At 41.9% G+C, this 21,605-nt stretch carries 20 protein-coding genes; 9 read left to right on the top strand and 11 right to left on the bottom strand.

Annotation, left to right across the window (positions count from 1 at the left end; all coding sequences use genetic code 11):
• Window positions 1-16: 16 nt before the first annotated feature.
• Window positions 17-1,186: an MFS transporter gene (locus JZ787_RS10120; RefSeq protein ID WP_346312231.1), complete on the bottom strand. Its 1,170-nt coding sequence runs from the start codon at window positions 1,184-1,186 to the stop codon at window positions 17-19.
• A gap of 8 nt (window positions 1,187-1,194) precedes the next feature.
• A complete protein-coding gene (dkgB, locus tag JZ787_RS10115) occupies window positions 1,195-2,001 on the bottom strand; it encodes a 2,5-didehydrogluconate reductase DkgB (protein WP_346312230.1) in 807 nt (268 codons plus the stop codon).
• Window positions 2,002-2,111: 110 nt separating this feature from the next.
• On the opposite strand from dkgB, the gene JZ787_RS10110 reads away from it, so the two are divergent.
• Complete coding sequence (locus JZ787_RS10110) at window positions 2,112-3,002, top strand: LysR family transcriptional regulator (protein ID WP_346312229.1); 891 nt, start codon at window positions 2,112-2,114, stop codon at window positions 3,000-3,002.
• Between the two features lie 58 nt (window positions 3,003-3,060).
• Here JZ787_RS10110 and JZ787_RS10105 read toward each other — a convergent pair whose 3' ends face one another.
• Window positions 3,061-3,462 carry an internalin gene (locus JZ787_RS10105; RefSeq protein ID WP_087526770.1) on the bottom strand — a complete coding sequence of 134 codons (402 nt, stop codon included), beginning with the start codon at window positions 3,460-3,462 and terminating at the stop codon, window positions 3,061-3,063.
• Window positions 3,463-3,688: 226 nt separating this feature from the next.
• Between JZ787_RS10105 and JZ787_RS10100 the strand changes: the two genes are divergently transcribed.
• From JZ787_RS10100 to rodA, 6 genes are all read left to right on the top strand, one after another.
• The gene (locus JZ787_RS10100; protein ID WP_346312228.1) at window positions 3,689-5,329 is read left to right on the top strand and encodes a CTP synthase; all 1,641 of its coding nucleotides are present in this window, start codon (window positions 3,689-3,691) and stop codon (window positions 5,327-5,329) included.
• A 31-nt stretch (window positions 5,330-5,360) separates the two neighbouring features.
• The gene (gene kdsA / locus JZ787_RS10095) at window positions 5,361-6,218 is read left to right on the top strand and encodes a 3-deoxy-8-phosphooctulonate synthase (protein ID WP_005401052.1); all 858 of its coding nucleotides are present in this window, start codon (window positions 5,361-5,363) and stop codon (window positions 6,216-6,218) included.
• A gap of 60 nt (window positions 6,219-6,278) precedes the next feature.
• Complete coding sequence (eno, locus tag JZ787_RS10090) at window positions 6,279-7,568, top strand: phosphopyruvate hydratase (RefSeq protein WP_346312227.1); 1,290 nt, start codon at window positions 6,279-6,281, stop codon at window positions 7,566-7,568.
• 13 nt (window positions 7,569-7,581) lie between these two features.
• Complete coding sequence (locus tag JZ787_RS10085; RefSeq protein ID WP_005401054.1) at window positions 7,582-7,977, top strand: septum formation initiator family protein; 396 nt, start codon at window positions 7,582-7,584, stop codon at window positions 7,975-7,977.
• Window positions 7,937-8,656 carry a 2-C-methyl-D-erythritol 4-phosphate cytidylyltransferase gene (gene ispD / locus JZ787_RS10080; protein WP_168158818.1) on the top strand — a complete coding sequence of 240 codons (720 nt, stop codon included), beginning with the start codon at window positions 7,937-7,939 and terminating at the stop codon, window positions 8,654-8,656. Before JZ787_RS10085 ends, ispD begins: the two co-directional genes overlap by 41 nt.
• 113 nt (window positions 8,657-8,769) lie before the next feature.
• Complete coding sequence (rodA, locus tag JZ787_RS10075; RefSeq protein WP_004696637.1) at window positions 8,770-9,906, top strand: rod shape-determining protein RodA; 1,137 nt, start codon at window positions 8,770-8,772, stop codon at window positions 9,904-9,906.
• An 82-nt stretch (window positions 9,907-9,988) separates the two neighbouring features.
• Here rodA and JZ787_RS10070 read toward each other — a convergent pair whose 3' ends face one another.
• From JZ787_RS10070 to betI, 6 genes are all read right to left on the bottom strand, one after another.
• Window positions 9,989-10,474 carry a hypothetical protein gene (locus tag JZ787_RS10070; protein WP_168158817.1) on the bottom strand — a complete coding sequence of 162 codons (486 nt, stop codon included), beginning with the start codon at window positions 10,472-10,474 and terminating at the stop codon, window positions 9,989-9,991.
• A gap of 56 nt (window positions 10,475-10,530) precedes the next feature.
• On the bottom strand, window positions 10,531-11,805 hold the full coding sequence (locus tag JZ787_RS10065) for an MFS transporter (protein WP_346312226.1): 1,275 nt from the start codon (window positions 11,803-11,805) through the stop codon (window positions 10,531-10,533).
• Between the two features lie 73 nt (window positions 11,806-11,878).
• Entirely contained in the window at window positions 11,879-13,513 is a 1,635-nt protein-coding gene (gene mqo / locus JZ787_RS10060) for a malate dehydrogenase (quinone) (protein WP_184119112.1), read from the bottom strand.
• A 497-nt stretch (window positions 13,514-14,010) separates the two neighbouring features.
• A complete protein-coding gene (gene betA / locus JZ787_RS10055) occupies window positions 14,011-15,675 on the bottom strand; it encodes a choline dehydrogenase (RefSeq protein WP_346312225.1) in 1,665 nt (554 codons plus the stop codon).
• A gap of 120 nt (window positions 15,676-15,795) precedes the next feature.
• A complete protein-coding gene (gene betB, locus JZ787_RS10050; protein WP_346312224.1) occupies window positions 15,796-17,268 on the bottom strand; it encodes a betaine-aldehyde dehydrogenase in 1,473 nt (490 codons plus the stop codon).
• Window positions 17,261-17,887, bottom strand: a complete 627-nt coding sequence (betI, locus tag JZ787_RS10045) for a transcriptional regulator BetI (protein WP_218288375.1) — start codon at window positions 17,885-17,887, stop codon at window positions 17,261-17,263. The genes betB and betI overlap by 8 nt, the downstream gene beginning before the upstream one ends.
• A gap of 545 nt (window positions 17,888-18,432) precedes the next feature.
• On the opposite strand from betI, the gene JZ787_RS10040 reads away from it, so the two are divergent.
• Together JZ787_RS10040 and JZ787_RS10035 are read left to right on the top strand one after the other, a co-directional pair.
• Window positions 18,433-20,493, top strand: a complete 2,061-nt coding sequence (locus JZ787_RS10040) for a choline transporter (protein WP_218288376.1) — start codon at window positions 18,433-18,435, stop codon at window positions 20,491-20,493.
• 12 nt (window positions 20,494-20,505) lie between these two features.
• On the top strand, window positions 20,506-21,120 hold the full coding sequence (locus JZ787_RS10035) for a MarC family protein (RefSeq protein ID WP_004981851.1): 615 nt from the start codon (window positions 20,506-20,508) through the stop codon (window positions 21,118-21,120).
• 54 nt (window positions 21,121-21,174) lie between these two features.
• On the opposite strand, the gene JZ787_RS10030 is transcribed toward JZ787_RS10035, so the two are convergent.
• Together JZ787_RS10030 and cydX are read right to left on the bottom strand one after the other, a co-directional pair.
• Complete coding sequence (locus JZ787_RS10030) at window positions 21,175-21,477, bottom strand: cyd operon YbgE family protein (RefSeq protein ID WP_004696655.1); 303 nt, start codon at window positions 21,475-21,477, stop codon at window positions 21,175-21,177.
• A 3-nt stretch (window positions 21,478-21,480) separates the two neighbouring features.
• Window positions 21,481-21,582 carry a cytochrome bd-I oxidase subunit CydX gene (cydX, locus tag JZ787_RS10025; protein ID WP_002120988.1) on the bottom strand — a complete coding sequence of 34 codons (102 nt, stop codon included), beginning with the start codon at window positions 21,580-21,582 and terminating at the stop codon, window positions 21,481-21,483.
• Window positions 21,583-21,605 lie beyond the last annotated feature (23 nt).

Here is a 21,605-nt window from a genome sequence, read left to right as displayed (position 1 = left end):
TTTAGTCGTGTAAGGCTTAAATGGCTTCACAAGCTTTCTTGCTAAGACCGAACTTCATCTGCAGTAAAACCAAGATCAAGGCCATAAAGCTGAGTGCGGCACCTGCATATGAAACTGCTGCATAGCTGAGTTGCATACTCAGTACCGTTGCACCTGCAAAGGCACCTAAGGCATTGCCTAAGTTAAACGCGCCAATGTTAACGGAAGAGGCGAGACCAGGCGCATCTGCTGCAACTGACATGACGCGCATTTGCAGTGGCGGTACTACCGCAAATGCTGCCGCACCCCAAATCACTAAGCCAATCGCTGCACCAACAGTTGTTTGCGCTAATACTGGGAAAACAAGCATCATCACCATTAAAAGTACAAGGAAGCCTATCAGGGTTTTCTCTAGGGATAGATCGGCAAACTTTCCACCCAAATGATTACCAATGGAGAAACCAATCCCGATTAAAACCAACATCAAGGTGATGGTTTGCGGTGATGCCTGCATAAATACGTGTAGGCTCGGAGCAATGTAGGTATATAACGCAAACATGGCGCCCGCGCTCATGACTGTGGTTAATAAAGCAAGGACGACAGGCGCACGTGTTAAAACGCGCAATTCTTTTGCTACATTCGGTTTAACCACATCGTGATCTTGCGGGAGTGCTTTCCATAGGGCCAACATGGTCATAATGCCTAAGATTGAAATAGCAGCAAAAGCCATGCGCCAACTGGTATTTTGACTGAGCCACGTTGCAAGTGGCACACCGCCAATATTGGCAATGGTGAGGCCCATAAACATCATGGCGACGGCACTGGCTTGTTTGTCTTTAGGCACAACACTGGCTGCCACCACCGAACCTAAGCCAAAGAATGCACCATGGTTTAAACTGGTAATTAAACGTGCACCCATTAAGCTCATATAATCAGGTGCAATGGTTGCCAACACATTCCCGATCGTAAAAATAGCCATCAATAGGATTAAAGCTGTTTTCTTAGGAAAGCGTGCCAGCCATAAGGTCATGAGCGGAGCTCCAATCATGACGCCTACTGCATAGGCACTAATCAGCAGTCCGGCTTGTGGAATTGAAACGGACAAATCATTGGCAATTTCAGGTAAAAAGCCCATGGGTGAAAACTCGGTGGTTCCAATGGCAAAAGCACCTACCGCAAGCGCCAAAAGTGGAAAATTAATTTTCATAGCGATGCTCAATCCCAAATCGGTGCTAATCCTTCAGGATTAACTTCACGTTGATTTCGGTCTAATTGCGTAATTGCCATCATTTCTTCAGTCGACAGTTGAATCTCTTGCGCCTTTAAGTTGGACATCAAGTGTTCACGTTTGGTTGAAGAAGGTATGACTGCAAAACCACGTTGTAATGCCCAAGCCAAGCTAATTTGTGCAGTCGATACTTGATGTTGCTGCGCGATGTGCATTAAAACAGGATCATTCAAAACCTTACCGTAAGCCAGTGTCATATATGAAGTGACATCAATGTTTTGTGCTTGGAGGAAATCAACCAGTTGATGGTTTTGTAGGTAAGGACTGAGTTCAATTTGGTTGGTTGCGATGTTTTCTAGCCCAATACTCTCAATCGCCTGTTGAGTCAGCTCAATATTGAAGTTAGAAATACCAATGTGTTCGGTCAAACCTTGTTGTTTCGCTTGCAATAAGTTCTGCATGAGTTCTGTAATGTTTACACCTGTACTTGGGGCAGGCCAGTGGATCAAGGTTAGATTCACGGTATCGGTTTTTAGTTTATGCAAACTTTCTTTTAAGCTTGGAATCAATTTTTCTGCTGAGTAATTTTCCGTCCAGATTTTTGTGGTGAGAAAAAGATCTTGACGATTGATACCACTGAGTTCAATGGCTTGACCAACTTCGGCTTCATTACCATAGATTTGAGCAGTATCGACCGCACGATAACCGACTTCTAGTGCGGTTTTCACAGACTCAATGACAGTGTCACCTGTTAAACGGAAAGTACCTAGGCCGAATTGAGGAACGATATTCATTTTTTACTCGATAACTTGTTTCATGGAATGAGGCTATTTTGTAGAAAAAAGACTTGCTTAAAAACTGGGTAATTTGCAAAATATTATTGACTATTAATCAATAATTACACATGAAATCAACCATAGAAGAATTAACGGCTTTTGTGAGCATTGTTGATAGTGGCTCTATCGTTAAAGCTGCGCAGCAGTTGGATCAAACCACATCGGGTGTCAGCCGTGCCTTGCAACGTTTAGAGTCAAAGTTGAATGTGACTTTGCTAGAGCGAACGACACGGAAGCTCAAGTTGACCTATGAAGGGCAGCAGTTTTTGACAAAGGCACGTAAAATTTTACTCGACCTGACCGAAGCTGAAGAAAGTCTGCAAAATAATGATGCAGAGTCATCTGGTTTAATTCGGATTGATTCGGCAACGCCTTTTGTACTGCATGTGATAGTGCCGCTGATTGAAGAGTTTATGCAGCGCTACCCAAAAATTGATATAGAAATTACCAATCACGATCAGGTTATAGACTTACTTGAACATAAAACCGATGTCGCGATTCGGTTTGGTGAGTTAGCGGATTCCAGCTTACATGCCAAGCTGCTTTGTAAAAGTCGGTTATATATTGTGGCAAGTCCTGTTTATGCGCAAAAACATGGCCTACCTAAAAATGCAGCAGAATTAAACTCACATACTTTGCTTGGTTTTAGTCAGCCTGCACATTTAAATACGTGGCCTATACAGTTGGAGGATGAACCTTTAACCATTCAGGCCAAAATTAAATGTTCAAATGGAGAAACGGTTCGTCAGTTGGCATTGCAAGGGGCAGGGATTGCGTGTTTGTCACGTTTTATGGTCGAGCAAGATATTCAAGATGGGCGGTTTATTGCTTTGTTGGAAGATCAAATCCAAATCAAAGAGCAGAAAATACATGCGGTCTACTATCAACAGAATTATGTGCCAAAGCGTATTCGCTTGTTTATCGACTTTCTTGCAGAAAAATTAAAAGCCTATTTATAAGCCAGCATTAAAAAACCCGATATCAATCGGGTTTTTTTAATCATCTAAATAGTGATGATTAGTTTTCTAAAGCTGGTGTTGCTGCTGCAATGGCTGCTGCAACCGCATCGTCTTCAGTTTGCGTATTTGGGTTCGTATTGCTTGGGCGTGCTTGCGTTGGTTTTTCTTCAGCTTTTGGTGCTTCTGCTTTAGGTGCAGGCTCTGCTGCTGGAGCAGGTGCTGGCGTTTCACGACGGATCTCAGTAGTTGTATTCGGCGTTTCTTCGCGAATCACTTCAACTTGCGCGGGAATCTCAGGCTCAGACGCTGCTAAAGGTTGAAGTTCAACAGTTTGTTGTTGCTCTGTAGTGACGACTTCAACTTGTTCTTGTTCATCTTCTTTAGGCGCTTCTTTCTTTACACATGCTGTTAATAGTAAGCCTGCTGCAATGGCACCACAAATTAAAAGTTTTTTATTCATAATTACATAAAATCGAGTGTTTGAAGGATCGCGCCATTATAACAGCAAAATGCAAGATGAAAATCCTATGAACTTAGCTTAATTTTATCTGCCAAATGCTGCTAGAATATCCAATTGTTTATTGTTCTATGAATTGATGCGGATTGACTTTGCTTTATTGGTACAAGGTAAAGTAAAATTGCGCAACATTGCAGGCCGAATTAGGCTCGATTGTACGAGAAACCCAATGACCCATTTTATTTTCGTGACTGGTGGTGTAGTTTCATCACTAGGTAAAGGTATTTCAGCTGCTTCAGTTGCTGCGCTTTTAGAAGCCCGTGGATTAAAAGTAACCATGGTAAAAATGGATCCATACATTAATGTCGATCCAGGGACTATGAGCCCGTTCCAACATGGTGAAGTTTTTGTCACAGAGGATGGTGCAGAAACCGATTTAGACTTGGGTTATTACGAACGTTTCTTGCGTCGTGCGAAAATGACCAAGTTAAATAACTTTACTTCTGGTCGCGTATACCAAGACGTTTTAAATAAAGAACGCCGTGGTGACTACCTTGGTGGAACTGTTCAAGTTATTCCACACATTACAGACAACATCAAAGAACGTGTACTTCGTGCAGGCGAAGGTTATGACGTTGCGATTGTTGAAATTGGCGGCACAGTAGGTGACATCGAATCTCTCCCATTCATGGAATCTGTACGTCAACTTATGGTTGAACTAGGTCATAAGCGCACTATGCTTATGCACTTAACTTTGCTTCCATATATCAAATCTGCGGCAGAGTTGAAAACTAAACCAACTCAGCACTCGGTAAAAGAATTGTTATCGATTGGTATTCAGCCTGATATTTTAATTTGTCGTACTGAATATGATGTTGATGCAGACACGACCCGTAAAATTGCCTTGTTCACAAACGTTGAAGCACGTGCAGTTGTGGTGTGTAAAGATGCGCGCAGCATTTACCAAATTCCGCGTACGTTCTATGAACAAAATGTTGACGACTTGATCTGTGAGCGTTTTGGTTTCAATGACTTGCCAGAAGCTGATTTAACAGATTGGGACAATGTTGTAGAAGCATTACTTAACCCTGAATACACTGTACGTGTTGCAATGGTTGGTAAGTATGTTGAACTTCCAGATGCGTATAAGTCTGTGAATGAAGCGCTTTTACATGCGGGCATTCGAAATCGCGTTAAAGTTCAAATTGACTATGTCAATGCTGAAGAACTTGAAAGCCAAGATGTCAATGAAGTATTGAAAGATATGGATGCAATCTTGGTACCGGGCGGTTTTGGTGAACGTGGTACTGAAGGAAAAATGCAAGCGATTAAATTCGCACGTGAAAACGGTGTTCCATTCTTGGGTATCTGTTTAGGTATGCAGTTGGCTGTGATCGAATATGCACGTAATGTCGTGGGTATTAGTGACGCGAGTTCGACTGAATTCAACCGTTCGACTAAGTCTCCATTGATTGGTCTAATCACTGAATGGTTAGATGAACGTGGTGAAGTTCAACAGCGTAATGTTGACTCTGATCTTGGTGGTACGATGCGTCTTGGTGCTCAAAAATCAGAATTGGTTGAAGGGACTAAAACACGTGAAGTGTATGGTTCAGCAGATATTATTGAACGTCACCGTCACCGCTATGAGATGAATAACCGTTTTATTCCAGCGCTTGAAGAAGCTGGCATGAAAATTTCGGGCTATTCACCTGTACAGCACTTAGTAGAAACAGTTGAAATTCCTCAACATCCTTGGTTTATTGCTGTACAATTCCATCCGGAATTTACAAGTTCACCACGTGATGGACACCCATTATTTGCTAGTTTTATTGATGCTGCGAAAGCACAGTACAAAAAAGCGAAGTAATTTGGGTTAAGCAATAAACTAGGAAGTTTAAATGTCACAATTAAAACCACAAGAAATTGTACGTTTAGGCGATATACAAATGGCAAACCACTTGCCATTTGTACTATTCGGCGGCATGAATGTACTTGAGTCTAAAGATTTGGCTTTTGAAATTGCAGAGACTTATGTCGATATCTGCAAGCGTTTGGAGATTCCTTACGTATTTAAAGCCAGTTTTGATAAGGCCAACCGTTCAAGCTTGAACTCGTTTCGAGGGCCAGGCCTAGAAAAAGGGATTGAGTGGTTAGCTGACATTAAAAAACATTTTAATGTACCCATCATTACTGATGTACATGAACCTTACCAAGCTGCACCTGTAGCGGAAGTTGCAGATATTATTCAACTTCCTGCTTTCCTAAGTCGTCAGACTGATTTGGTTGAAGCGATGGCAAAAACTGATGCCATCATTAACATCAAAAAAGCACAATTCCTTGCACCACATGAAATGCGCCATATTTTGCATAAGTGTTTAGAGGCCGGGAATGACAAGCTCATTATTTGTGAACGTGGTTCGGCATTTGGTTACAACAATTTGGTTGTAGACATGTTGGGCTTTGACATCATGAAAGAAATGAATGTTCCTGTGTTTTTTGATGTGACCCATGCGCTTCAAACTCCGGGTGGTCGTGCGGATTCTGCGGGCGGTCGTCGTGCGCAAATCACGACACTTGCTCGTGCGGGAATGGCAACAGGTCTAGCAGGTTTATTCTTGGAAGCACATCCAGACCCAGAAAAAGCCAAGTGTGATGGACCATGCGCATTGCGTATGTCTCAACTTGAGCCTTTCTTGGCACAGCTAAAAGAATTGGACACCTTGGTTAAAGGTTTCAAAAAGCTAGATACACACTAAATTATAAACTCATTGATGCCATCTAAAGCATCTCGTTATTAATCAACTGAGGAATTGTTCATGAGCCAAATCGTTGACATCCGTGCACGTGAAATTTTGGACTCTCGTGGTAACCCAACCATCGAAGCAGACGTAATCTTAGCATCTGGCGTAGTTGGCCGTGCATGTGCACCATCTGGTGCTTCAACTGGTTCTCGTGAAGCTTTAGAACTTCGTGATGGCGACAAAGCACGCTATTTGGGTAAAGGTGTTAAAACTGCGGTTAACAACGTAAACACGATTATCCGTGATGCTTTAGTGGGTAAATCAGTATTTGAACAAAAAGACATCGATAACACGATGATCGAACTTGATGGTACTGAAAACAAAGAAAAATTGGGTGCAAATGCAACTTTAGCTGTTTCGCTCGCTGCTGCACGTGCTGCTGCTGATGAAAAGAAAATTTCTCTTTTCCAATACATCGCAGACTTACGTGGTCAAACCATTTTGACTATGCCTGTACCAATGATGAACATCATCAATGGTGGTTCTCATGCAGACAACAACGTAGACATCCAAGAGTTCATGATTGAACCTGTAGGCTTCACTTCATTCTCTGAAGCATTACGTGCGGGTGCTGAAATCTTCCATTCTCTAAAATCAGTTTTAAACAAAAAAGGTTTAAACACTGCTGTAGGTGATGAAGGTGGTTTTGCACCGAACTTACGTTCAAATGAAGAAGCGATCACGGTTATTCTTGAAGCGATTGGTCAAACTGGCTACAAAGCGGGTTCTGATATTATGCTTGCGCTTGACTGTGCGTCTTCAGAATTTTACAAAAATGGTCAGTACATTCTTGCAGGTGAAGGCAATAAAGCATTCACAAGCAACCAGTTCTCTGATTATTTAGCAGGTCTTGTAAACCAATATCCAATTATTTCAATTGAAGATGGTTTAGATGAATCTGACTGGGAAGGTTGGTCTTACTTGACGTCTATCCTTGGTGACAAAATCCAGTTGGTGGGTGATGACTTGTTCGTTACAAACCCGAAAATTCTTCAACGTGGTATTAATGAGAAAGTCGGTAACTCTATCTTAATTAAGTATAACCAAATTGGTACGTTGACTGAAACTCTAGATGCAATCTATCTTGCGAAAGAAAATGGTTACTCTACAGTGATTTCACACCGTTCTGGCGAAACTGAAGATTCTACGATTGCGGATCTTGCTGTCGGTACTGCTGCTGGTCAAATTAAAACCGGTTCACTGTGCCGTTCTGACCGCGTAGCGAAATACAACCAATTGCTTCGTATTGAAGAATTGACAAATGCTGCTTACCGCGGTAAAGCTGAGTTTAAAGGTTTAAACTAAGCGACTGATGTCAATGTTCAATGTATTCGACTCGTTGATGAGTAAAGTACTACTAGGCCTTGCGATCATTTTGATCGCAGGGTTTCAGTATTTATACTGGTTTGGTGAGGGTGGTTATCAAGACCATTTACAACTCACACAAAAAATCCAACAACAAACTGAAATTAATAACGACTTAAAAGAACGTAATCGCGTCTTGGCGGCTGAAGTGTATGATTTGAAAAATGGTATTGAAGCCATTGAAGAGCATGCGCGCTTGGACTTAGGTTTAATCAAACCTCGAGAAACGTTTATTCAAATGAGTACCATCAGTACTCAATATAAGCCTGTTTATATTGATCCTAACGCCCAAATTGATTTGCGAACCAATGAAGACGATGAGCCTGAAACCCCTCCAGCTACCCCATAAATTGTGGGCTATTATTCCTGCTGCTGGCTCGGGTAGTCGCTTTTCTAAAACTGAACTAAAACAATATCAAATGATTGGACAAAAGACCGTACTTGAACATACGGTTTCACGTCTTAATCAATTGCCATTGCAGGGCTATGTTTTGGCGATTGGTTTAGATGATGATGTTGCTCAAAGCTTGCCTTTTACCAACATAGAAAAAGCACATTTTTGTGAAGGTGGTGCTGAGCGTGTAGACTCAGTGCTTAATGCGCTCAACTATCTTGCCACAATCGCTGATGCTGACGACTGGGTCTTTGTGCATGATGCAGCACGTCCATGTGTCACGCAGGATTGTTTAGTGAGACTGGTTGATACTGCTATTCAGTCCAATACAGGGGCGATTTTAGCTATACCTGTTAGAGATACTTTAAAGCGTGTGGTTTTAGCGCAAGATATTCAAGAAACCATTGACCGTTCACAGCTTTGGCAGGCACAAACCCCGCAGATTGCTAAACTGGGGGTACTGAAAAAAGCAATTGAACATGCACTAGAGGCACAAGCCTTAATTACAGATGAAGCTAGTGCTTTAGAGTTTGTGGGTGAAAAGGTTCAAGTCGTACAAGGACGCTCCGATAATATTAAAATTACCTATCCAGATGACCTTGAGCTTGCGCGCCTGATTTTGGCGGCACAATAAAAATTATTTAGATTTATTGAGCTAAAACTACAGAAATATGGGTTTGAATGATGTTATCTAAAACACTTTGAACTTATAATTTGCCCTGTCTTTAGCTCATTCAATTTACGCAAATGATACCATCACAGCAGTATCGTTTTTTACGTCAGTCTTTACGTGACGGTAGAAGCATTAAACATGACTCATCTCGCTGGGCTAAATTGCATTTAGATCCATGGCTTTTATGCTTTCTGATTTTAAATGCCGTGTTGGGATTGTTGGTCATTTATAGTGCTTCAGCGCAAGATATGGGTATGGTGTTTCGCCAAGCCACAAGCTTTGCTGTGGGCTTCATTGTGATGATTATCTGTGCGCAAATCCCTCCCAAAGTCTATCAGGCCATTAGTCCTTATTTTTTCATCTTTGCTGTGATTTTAATGGTATTGGTCTTGGTGGTGGGCGAAACCCGCATGGGAGCCAGACGTTGGATTAGTCTACCGGGTATTGGTAGTATGCAGCCTTCTGAGTTTATGAAGTTTGCCATGCCTTTGATGATGGCATGGTACTTTGCAGGTCGTGCATTCCCGCCGAAGTTTATGCATATTGTGATTTCGTTGGGTATTATGATGTTGCCGTTTTTATTGGCAGCTTTACAGCCCGACTTAAACCTAGGTCTCTTGATTCCTGGTGTGTGCGTCATTTTCCTCAGCGGTATTTCTTGGCGGCTTATTGCTTTGGCCTGCGGTGCGTTGGCTGTTGTCGCTCCCTTACTTTGGATGTTCTTTTTGCAAGAGTACCAAAAAAAGCGAGTGCTCACTTTATTTGATCCAGAGTCGGATGCATTGGGTGCGGGTTGGAATATTATCCAATCCAAAATTGCCATTGGTTCAGGTGGCTTAATGGGGAAGGGTTTCACAGAAGGCACACAGTCACATTTGGGGTATTTGCCTGAGCACCATACCGACTTCATTATGTCGACGTATGCGGAAGAGTTTGGCTTTATTGGGGTGTTCTTGCTGTTTAGTTTGTTTGCAGCCATTATCATTCGTTGTTTAATTATTGGTATGAACAGCTTTCATAATTTTGGGCGATTATATGCGGGTGCTGTGGGCTTAACGTTCTTCTTCTTTGTGTTGTTAAACTCGGGGATGGTCAGTGGGATTTTACCTGTAACAGGTGATCCATTGCCACTGATGAGTTATGGTGGAACCGCGGTGATTACCATGCTGGCCAGCATGGGCATCGTGATGTCAATTCATACTCATCGCTAAAGTCTAAAAGAATTAAGCCAGCGATATTGCTGGCTTTTTTGTGCTTAAAATAAGAAGAAAACTCTAACGGTTTTTTTGATCTTTATAAAGCACCATATTGCTGCCATGTTTCACCTGTATGCAGGCTATTATAATAGTTTTGTAGAGTATTCAAGTCATGGTATTGCGTATAGGCTAATACTAAAAGCCCAAAAATTAAAGCCGCCTTCAATAGATTTAAATGCAAGTGCTGCTGTGAAAAATAGCCTAAGCTAAGTGCGGTGAGTATGACTGAGGGAAGAATGGCAATACTTTCATACTGAGAAAGAAACATCCAATGATTGAGATAAATCAGAATTAGAATGAGTCCAATCAATCCCATGTAGTTATAGATCTTTTTATTTACAGATGCTTTAAAAACAGTAATTGTTTGAAATATTAAAATCAGACTACTGAAAAGGTATGCACTTTTTCCACCAATAATCACACTATAGATTGCATTGAATAGGCAATAAGCCAACAACATGGATAGTACGAAAGAATAGAGTTTGACATAGAGAGTGTGTGAAAAGGGGAGAATCTGTTTCATAATTTGCTCTATTGAAAACTCACATCATATTAAAAGGAGATTTGAAGCTTAACATGCTATTTGATTCTTGTGACGGTGACATGTTTTTGTTGTGTTGGAGATGGGTTGAGTAAATGTCGCGTACGAGTAGAGCTTAGACCACAGATTATTAAACACAGCGTCCCGCCAATAAGTACTGCTGGCACCACAGAAAAATAGCGCGTCATCAGGCTCATGTGTAGGGCACCGAGTTGATTACCTGAAGTCACTAAGATGCCATTTAAAGCTGCTACACGTCCTAATAGTGCTTTTGGGGGGAGTTGCTGTAATAAAGTTTGTCGAATGATCATGCTGATGCTATCAAAGGCGCCAATCAAAACAAGGAAGAAGACTGAGAGCCAAATATGGGGGGATAGTGCGAAGGCTAAAGTACACAAAGCAATTGCAAAACTACTATAGAGCATGTTTCTCCATGCATTTTGCATCGGAGAATAACAGGTCAACATCAACATCATGATACAGGCGCCAATGGCTGGTGCTGCTCTGAGTATACCTAGGCCTTCAACGCCTAGATGAAGGATATCCTGTGCAAAAATAGGCAGTAAGATAATGACACTACAAAAAAGCATGGCGCTGAGATCCAGCAACATACTCCAAAACATCAGTGGATGTTTAAAGATAAATAAATAGGCCTCTTTTAAGCTTTTGCTTAAATGTTGTTTATGCGTGCTAGGGAAGTCGCGAGCGCTTAATCCGAATAAGCAGATGCTACCCACGCAACACAAGAAAAAAACAATCAAGAGGGTTTTTTTAAGCCCAAGTTGGCCGAGTAAAAGTCCTGCGCATAAGGGCGCTAAAATGCCGCCCATTTGCCAAATGAGGGCAGTCCATGTGGCTGCATTGCTATAGGCTGACTCTGGGGTTAGAAAAGGGCGTAATGAATTAAAAGATGGACTGTAAATACCTCTAAGTATACCTAAGCAAAAGATGAGGCTATAAATGCCGTATAAAAGTGTATTTTGTTGAATGTGCTGTTGTTGGTATTGAGAAAAAAGAACAATAAATAATAAGGGAATTAGGGTGCTACAGCTAAAACTCCACTGCACAATTTTTTGTCGGTTATAGCGGTCAGCCCAGTCGCCACTAATAAGGGAGAGGAAAATAAATGGAAGTAACTCAATTAAGGCAATCATGCCAAGACTCAGTGGATTCTGAGTGAGTTGGTAGACGCTGTAGGCAATGACGACTTCTTGAATCATGATGGCAAGAATTAAGCACAACTGATTGATACTCAGAAGTGAAAAATCACGTGAACGAAAAGCCAAAAAAGCGTCGGAATGGAAAAGCGACATAAACAGAATGGTTTCAAATATGAATTAAAAAAAGGATGGCGCAAAGTCCATCCTTTTTAGGGTTTAAAGCAAATTACTGTGCTTTTGCTACCGCAACAGTTTCGTCATTTGCAGCCTTAGCCATAGGTGTATATTTCAAACCCAAGGTTGTGCTGGTGTATTGGCGAACTTGGTCAAGAAGAACAGGATTGGTGCTGAGTTCTTGTTGGTACGATTTTACAATTTCATGTAATTTCGGATTCCATTTACCTTCTACTTGTTGTGGGAATGCTTTCTCAAGCAAGCTCAACATAATGTAAGGAGAGGTCGAAGCACCTGGTGAAGCACCTAATAGAGCAGTCACAGCACCATCTTGTGACGCAAAAATCTCGGTACCAAATTGCAAGCTTGCAGGTTTACCTGGTTCTTTCTTAATGATTTGAACACGTTGACCACCTTGATTCATGCGCCAGTCTTCTGGTTTTGCATCAGGGTAGTATTTTTTCAATTCATTAAAACGGTCGGCATCGGTCATCATTACTTGGCTAACTAAGTATTTCACCAAATCAAGATTTTCCATACCAACAGCAGTCATTGGTAAAACGTTGTTCTTCGTGGTTGATTTCAATAAATCAAGCTGAGAACCTTGTTTTAAGAACTTGTTTGAATAAGTCGCAAATGGGCCAAATAATACATATTTTTTACCGTCGATATAACGTGTATCAATATGTGGAACAGACATTGGAGGCGCGCCTAATTCAGCACGACCATAAACTTTTGCAGTATGACCTTCAGTGACTTTCGGGTTGTCGGTCATTAAGAACACGCCACCTACAGGGAAGCCAGCATATTGCTTCGCTTCTGGTAAGCCTGTCATTTGTAAAAGCTTAACCGCTGCACCGCCTGCACCAATAAAGACAAAGCGCGTTTTCACGTGATCTGTTTTACCTGTGGTGAGGTTTTTAAATGCAACCGTCCAAGTTTTATCATCGTTTTGGCTAATGCCAGTCACTTCAGTCGATGTTTGTAGTTTGAAGTTAGATTGTTTTTTAAGGTGATCGACCAATTGAGTGGTGATCGAACCATAGTTCACATCCGAACCTACATCCATGCGTGTTGCAGCTACTTTCTGTGCAGCATCGCGGCCATTCATTACCAATGGTGCCCATTGTTTAATTTCAGCAGGATTCTCAGAGAATTTCATGCCATAGAACATTGGGTTTTTAACCATTGCAGCATAACGTTTTTCGAGGAAATTCACGTTATCGCCCCAAACGAAGGCAATGTGCGGTACAGGGTTGATAAAGCTATTTGGTTGACCCAAAACGCCTTCTTTCACCTGATAAGACCAGAACTGTTTTGCAACTTCAAATTGTTCCGCAACGTTCACAGCTTTAGAAATGTCCATTTTTCCATCTTTTTCAGAGGTATAGTTCATTTCCATAAAGCCAGAGTGGCCTGTGCCAGCATTGTTGAAGCCGTTTGAGCTTTCTTGTGCAACATTGTCTAGGCGTTCATACATGCGAATTTGCCAGTTTGGCTCAAGCTCGCTTAGATATGTGCCTAAAGTTGCACTCATGATCCCACCGCCGACTAAGACTGCGTCAACAACAGGCTCATTGCTGGTGGTTTGGATTTTTTTAGACGTGACGGGTCTAAATAAGAAAATTACGACTGCAATAATAAGCAGTACGATTAATACCAAAAGGTATTTTAAGAATTTGTTCATGCGATTATGACCTTGGGGAGCAGGTTTTGGATCGCTTTATAGCGAAAAGAATAAAAAAATAAGAAGAATGATAGAGCTGCTTATAAATGACCAGCTTGGTATAGTTGAAGTAATACTTAAAAGCTGAAAAGCGCACAAAAATATAAGTTTTGAGCCTATCACACAGTCCTGATTTATGAATATTTTAGACTAAATATGTATTGACTTAGTAATTTTTATTGTAAATGGGTTGGGTTGAACTATAAATATGAGTGATGTGTAAGATTAATCATTGTTTTTATTGGTTTTTATTCTTGTTAAGATTTGATAATTAAGATATTGATGTTGAATATATATACAGGCATTCAATATTTTAAAAGCTAAAATGAATAAATTGGATACTAATAGAAATAGCATTATGTATACAAAACGCAGCATGGTTGTTTAAGAAAAAATGAATAATCACCTGACCTTTTTATTTTAAAGATAATTAAAGTCAGGTGCTGAGCTATTAAAACTTATTCAGTTTCAGCTTGATAAAAAGGTGCATGAGAACGAGGTAGGGCTGTGCGGCCACGGATTTGATCCGCGATTTTTTCAGCCATCATAATGGTGGTTGCATTTAAGTTACCCGTGATAATCAGCGGCATAATTGATGCATCCACCACACGTAAACTTTGCAGGCCATGCACGCGACCTTGTCCATCAACTACCGCCATATCATCTTCACCCATTTTACAACTACAGGATGGATGATAAGCCGTTTCGGCGTGATTACGTACAAATTCGTCTAATTCAGCATCGCTACTCACATCTTTTCCGGGACTGATTTCTTCGCCACGGTAAGGATCAAGCGCAGGTTGCTGCATGATTTCGCGGGTGATTCGAATCGCGTCACGAAATTCCTGCCAGTCTTGTTCTGTCGACATGTAGTTAAATAAAATACTTGGATGGTCGAAAGGGTTTTTAGATGTCACCTGTACTCGACCGCGTGAAGGTGAGCGCATCGAACCGACATGGGCTTGGAATCCATGCTCTTTGACGGCATTACTGCCATTATAGTTAATTGCAACAGGCAAGAAGTGGTATTGAATATTTGGCCAAGCAAACTCTTTGGAGGATCGAATAAAGCCACCTGCTTCAAACTGGTTGCTTGCTCCAATCCCTGTTCCGTTAAACAACCACTCTGCACCAATTGCAGGTTGATTTTGCCATTTTAAAGCAGGGTAGAGAGAAACAGGTTGCTTACACTTATATTGTAAGTACATTTCTAAATGGTCTTGCAGGTTTTCACCGACACCCGGTAAGTCATGCACGACTGGAATGTCGAGAGATTGAAGTAAGGTGCTTGAACCCACACCTGAACGTTGCAAAATTTGCGGTGATGCTATCGCCCCTGCACAAAGTAGAACTTCTTTATTGGCATAGACCTGAAGCAAGTTGTTTTGATTAGCACCTTGAATATATTCAACACCAATCGCTTGTTTGCCATTTAACAAAATTTGATTGGTCATGGCGTGGGTGATAATGGTTAGATTCGCTCGGCCTTTGGCCATATCTAAATAGCCACGTGCTGTGCTTGAGCGTCGACCTTTGGGGGTTACGGTTCGATCCATTGGGCCGAAACCTTCTTGTTGATAACCATTTAAGTCATCAGTGCGTGGATAGCCTGCTTGCACACCCGCTTCAACCATGGCGTGGAATAACACGTTATTGTCTGCTTTAGGTGTGGCGACACAAACAGGGCCAGCATCGCCATGATAGTCATTGCCACCAATATCACGGGTTTCAGCTTTTTTGTAATAAGGCAGACAGTCCGCATAGCTCCAGTCTTCAAGGCCTTTCAAGCTGGCCCATTGTTCTAAGTCCATGGCATTACCACGGATATAGCACATGCCATTAATTAGGGATGAGCCGCCTAAGCCTTTGCCACGACCACATTCCATGCGGCGGTTATTCATATGAGGTTCTGGGTCGGTTAAATACGCCCAGTTATAACGACGACCTTGCAAGGGATAGGCTAAGGCAGCAGGCATCTGGGTACGGAAGTCGAGACGATAATCAGGACCACCTGCTTCGAGTAACAGTACCGAAACATCGGGGTCTTCTGTTAAACGAGCAGCCAGTACGTTACCCGCAGAACCTGCACCAATAATAATATAATCGTAGTGTTGAGAATGCATAATGATCCTTTTTCTATGGCAGGACCACGTTGCATGAGAACGTGGCCACATGTTGAGTTGAGGATGAAAAAAAGAATAAATAAAAAGGAAGTAAGGATTTAGATAGTTAAAATTCAGACTTTAAAAAATACTTTGGTATTCACCCAGTTCAACTTGAACCGATTTGATACGGGTATAGTGTTCAAGTGTGGTGATGCCATTTTCACGTCCGACTCCTGACTGTTTATAACCCCCTACAGGCATCTCAGCAGGGGATTCGCCCCATGTATTGATCCAGCAAATCCCTGCCTCAAGCTGATGAATAATGCGATGCGCTTGGGAAATATCTTGTGTTACCACACCCGCAGCTAAACCATAACTGGTGTTGTTGGCACGTTGAATAGCTTCTTCAATACTGTCATAGCTTAAAATGCTCATGACCGGACCAAAGATTTCATCTTGCACAATGTGCATGTCGTCATGACAGTCGGTGAACACGGTCGGTAATACATATGCGCCCTGAGCAAGCGCTGCTTCAGTGGCACGTTGTCCACCAGTCAATAAGGTCGCACCTTGTTGTTTGCCCGACTCAATATAAGACAAGACTTTTTCCATATGCGGAAAGCTGACTAAAGGTCCAAAGTTGGTTTCAGCCTGCATAGGGTCACCTATACGGATACGTTTGACACGTTCAATCACAGCCTGTTCAAATGCAGCCTTGAGGGTTTGTGGTACAAACACACGGGTGCCATTGGTACATACTTGACCTGAGCTAAAGAAGTTCGCCATCACCGCAATATCGGCTGCGCGATCAAGGTTGGCATCGGCACAAATAATCAGAGGTGATTTGCCACCGAGCTCCATGGTGACTTCTTTGAGACTAGAAGCCGCAGCACTGGCCATGACCTTTTTACCCGTTGCCACACCACCTGTGAACGAAATTTTTTGGATATCTGGGTGTTCAGTCAACCATTGACCCACGTCAGCACCAAAACCTTGTACCACGTTGAAAACACCAGCAGGTACGCCTGCTTCATTATAGATCTCTGCTAACTTTAAGGCGGTAAGAGGGGTCACTTCGCTGGGTTTAAAAATCATGGCATTCCCAGCAGCGAGGGCAGGAGCTGATTTCCAAAGTGCAATTTGGATTGGATAATTCCAAGCGCCAATCCCTGCCACTACACCTAAAGGTTCACGGCGCGTGTAGAAAAAACTACTTTCACGTAGTGGCACTTGTTCACCTTGAATGGCAGTTGCAAGTCCTGAGTAGTACTCTAAAACGTCTGCACCAGTGACAATATCGACAGTAGAGGTTTCACTGAACGCTTTACCTGTATCCAGTGTTTCTAGGCGAGCTAACTCGTCATTACGAGTGCGTAAAATATCGACTGCACGACGTAAAATACGGGCACGTTCGACCGCAGTTTTGGCAGCCCATTCGCGTTGCCCTTGTAAAGCACTTTGCACGGCTGCATCGACATCAGCTTTAGAGGCTTGCTGAATAGTGGCAATGACCTGACCTGTAGCAGGATTGATACTGTCAAAGGTTTGACCACTGGTAGCACTGAAATATTGTCCGTGAATATAAAGCGGGTGAAGCTGTACATTATTCATTTTGTTGTTCCTGCCGTATCTGTTGAATTAAGCGAAGTTGCATATCGACATAGTCGTATGCAATAGAACGTGCCAAATCACGATCAAATGCTTGATGACCACTTAAACTTCCACGTAACCATAATCCATCAATCAGTGCTGCTAGCCCTTTAGCGGCTTGGCTTGCCTGTGACTTCGGCATGAGCTGCAAGAAATAAAACTTCAAATTTGAATAAAGACGTTGGTCATTGATTCGTTGCAGTCGACCTAAGTCGGATAGGTGCATACTGGCAGACCAAAAATCGAGCCAAACCCGCATAGCAGTGTTGTTGACCTGACTGATGTCAAAGTTGGCATCAATAATGGCTTTGAGTAAATGTTCTGGACTGGGTTGCGCCACCTTTGCTTTATAGCTCGCCGTGGTCTCGGCTAAGACATTCAGCATTTGGCGCATGCAACTGTGAATGAGACCTTGTTTATCACCAAAATAATGGCTCACAATGCCCGTAGAAAGCTGTGCTTTTTTCGCAATTTGAGCAATGGTGGTGTTGGATAAGCCCACCTCATAAATGACTGCATAGGCAGCATTAATGATTTCTTCACGGCGCTCATGCTCAGGTTTTACTCTACGTTTATTCATGACAATCCAGAACAATTTTCTTAAATTTAAAGGCGTTAGATTCAATAACTTACATGGAAAGCATCATAGCATTTTTTTATGATACTTTTTATTGATTGAACGTTCAATCAATAAAAAGTACACTTATGGTTAAATTCAAAGCAAAATACTGCTAAATTGCTTTGAGTATTCGACATAACTTTTTATTTATCAAAAGGATGTGCCATAAGGGTTTAATTGCAGAACATCATTCAGAAAAGTGAGCTGATGAGCTATAGGCTTACGGTTTTATACTTTTTTCGAGTGGAGAAAGCTCTTATAGTCATGTTGAAGGGAGATATGTGTAAGATTTCTATCAAAATATCGATGAACAAGGGTGGCTCACATTTTAAAACTGTGTAGCAAATGCACCGCATAAATGATTTAAACCTTCAGGTTTAAAGAAGATAGCGTTTTTATTTCTGATAAAAATACTGTCGTTTTCGTTAGTCGATTTTTAAGCTCTCGACCACGAGAAGTTTAAAAATTGGCTTTTGTCTTTTTTTATTTACTTTCTTGAGGATTGTATGGCGACAGATAATCCAAGAGCAGTTGATGATCAAACATTAGCGCCTAAAGACCGTTTAAATGGTGTGGTCTTTTATATTTCAGCTCTCATTATTTTAATTTTTTCTATTACCACCATTTTGTTTAATGACTTTGCCAACCGAACCTTAAATACAGTCTTGGCGTGGGTGAGTTCAACTTTTAGTTGGTATTACTTACTCGCAGCGACTTTGTATATGGTCTTTGTCATTTTTATTGCCTGTTCTCGCTACGGCAACATCAAATTAGGCCCCAAACATTCCAAACCTGAATTTAGTCTTTTAAGTTGGTCTGCAATGTTGTTCTCAGCTGGGATCGGCATCGATTTAATGTTCTTCTCGGTGGCGGAACCTTTATCCCACTATATGCATCCACCTGTGGGTGAGGGGCAGACCTTAGAAGCTGCACGTCAAGGCATGGTGTGGACGCTATTTCACTATGGTCTAACTGGATGGTGTATGTATGCCTTGATTGGCATGGCATTAGGGTATTTTAGTTATCGCTATAACTTACCACTGACCATTCGCTCTGCTTTATATCCGATCTTTGGCAATAAGATTCATGGGCCGATCGGTCATAGTGTTGATACCGCTGCGGTCATCGGGACTATTTTTGGTATTGCCACGACCTGCGGGATCGGGGTAGTACAGCTGAACTATGGCTTACATGTGTTGTTCGATTTACCCGAAAACCTCTGGATGCAAACCGCATTAATTGTGGTTGCGGTGGGAATGACCATTATTTCAGTGACTTCAGGGGTGAATAAGGGACTGCGAGTTCTCTCCGAGATCAATATTTATGTTTCTGTCGGGTTGATGCTGTTTATTTTGTTTTTAGGCAATACCGAATTTTTACTGAATGCTTTTGTGCAAAATATTGGGGACTACATTAACCGTTTTCCAAGTATGACTTTGGAAAGTTTTGCCTTTCAACAACCCAAAGAATGGATGAACAGTTGGACATTGTTCTTTTGGGCATGGTGGGTGGCTTGGTCACCTTTTGTAGGTTTGTTTTTAGCACGTATTTCACGTGGTCGAACCATCCGTGAGTTTGTTAGTGGAACTCTCATTATTCCTCTGTTTTTCACACTTACGTGGTTATCAATTTTTGGAAATAGTGCACTACATAGTGTGATTTTTGATGGTAACTTAGCCCTTGCACAAAGTGTCATTGCCAACCCTGCACATGGTTTTTATGACTTGCTGGCTCAGTATCCATGGTTTCCATTTATTGCAGGTGTAGCCACAATTACTGGTTTACTATTTTATGTGACCTCGGCGGACTCTGGTGCACTGGTATTGGGAAATTTCACCACTCAATTTACCAATGTCGACCATGATGCACCGCGATGGTTGAGCGTGTTTTGGGCTATAGCCATTGGTTTATTAACCCTTGCAATGTTGATGGCTAACGGAGTAACGGCACTACAAAACGCCACAATCATTATGGGGTTGCCGTTTAGTTTTGTGATGTTCTTGGTGATGGCAGGATTGTATAAATCACTGCGGTTAGAAGACTACCGACAAGCCAGTAGCAGTTTAAATGCCGCACCCGTGGTGGGCAATGTCGACATCCTCAACTGGAAAAAACGTTTGTCCCGAGTCATGCACCATCCAGGAACAACTGATACTCGGCGTATGCTCGATGACATCTGCCGACCGGCTGTGATGGCGGTTGCAGAGGAAATGCAAAAACGAGGTATCGACATCAGTGTTCAAGAGAGTGCGCTAGAAGAAGATCCTAATCTGTATCATTTAGATTTGATGATACATTTGGAAGAAGAACAAAACTTTGTCTATCAAATTTGGCCAGTACGTTATATCGCGCCGACCTTTAGTGAGCGTGGCAAACTAGGTAAACGCTTCTACTACCGTCTTGAAACTTATTTGTATGAAGGTTCTCAAGGCAACGACCTTGTTGGTTATACCAAAGAGCAAGTGATTAATGATGTGCTGGATCGTTATGAGCGTCACATGACCTTCTTACATATCAATCGAATCAGTCCAGGGAATCGTCCCTTATTTCCAGACCCTCAAGGATAATTAGGAGGAACCATGTTGACCTCATATTTACATGCTTTTGCTTTGTTTTTCTCATTGCTGAATCCGTTTTTAATGAGTATTTACATGATTGGCATGATTCGGAACTCCGAAGCTAAAGTGTTTAATAAGGCCTTGATTCAGGGCTGTCTCATTGCCTTTATAGTATTTATGCTGTTTGCATGGGGTGGAGAAGCGATTTTTAGTAAATATTTAAATGTACGCTTTGAAGCCTTTCAAATATTTGGTGGTCTGATCTTCTTGGTGATTGGTTATCGTTACGTGTTTCAGGGGGCAGATACCATTGGTGAAATGCGTGGTGCGCCTGAGCATTTGGCAGGAACCATTGCCATGCCTTTTATGATTGGCCCAGGAACCATCAGTGCTGCTGTGGTGACAGGTATGGCACTGCCAATCAGCGGCGCAGCCATGATTATTTTCCTGACTTTGGCGTTGACCTGTGGTTTGATGATTTTAATGAAATTTGCGCATGACCATTTGCGTTATAAGCATGCCAAATATATTGACCGTTATGTTGATATTGTCGGACGACTGTCGGCCTTACTGATTGGAACGATTGCGGTAGATATGATTATTAATGGCATTATTGGCGTCATGGCTGAAATGTAGAATCCACGAATAGCGGACCATAAAAAAGCCCTCAGTAAATGAGGGCTTTTTTATTTAACTGAAGAACCAAGTGTAATAACCCCAGATCATCAGTGGCCACGATAGAAACGGGCTAAACAGCCATTTCCAAATCCAGTGGCGTGGCACGAACCCGACTCCGTGGATAAAGCCACCTGATATACCAATCATGATATACATCAGCGCACTGTGGCTATAGTGACCATTGTCATCCAACATAGCAGCAGGATGCACTAACAACACCGCTGCAAGTGGAAAGGCCAATAGGCAGGAAATTAGCATCGCAAATTTGTTCGGCTTTTTATCTACAGTTTGGTTTTCCATAGCAACGTCTGTCATGGTTTATTCCTCATCAAGGTCTTGATGATGTTCGATATACAAAGCACTGAGTACACCTGCAAAGCAAGCCATCAAAATGCCGAGAATCCATGCAAAATACCACATAATTTGATCTCCTTAGACACAGC

It is taken from the genome of Acinetobacter sp. BWR-L5, from assembly GCF_039655985.1.
Classification (GTDB): domain Bacteria; phylum Pseudomonadota; class Gammaproteobacteria; order Pseudomonadales; family Moraxellaceae; genus Acinetobacter; species Acinetobacter johnsonii.
Note: the sequence above shows the minus strand (reverse complement) of the source record. Positions and strands in the feature narration are given on the sequence as shown.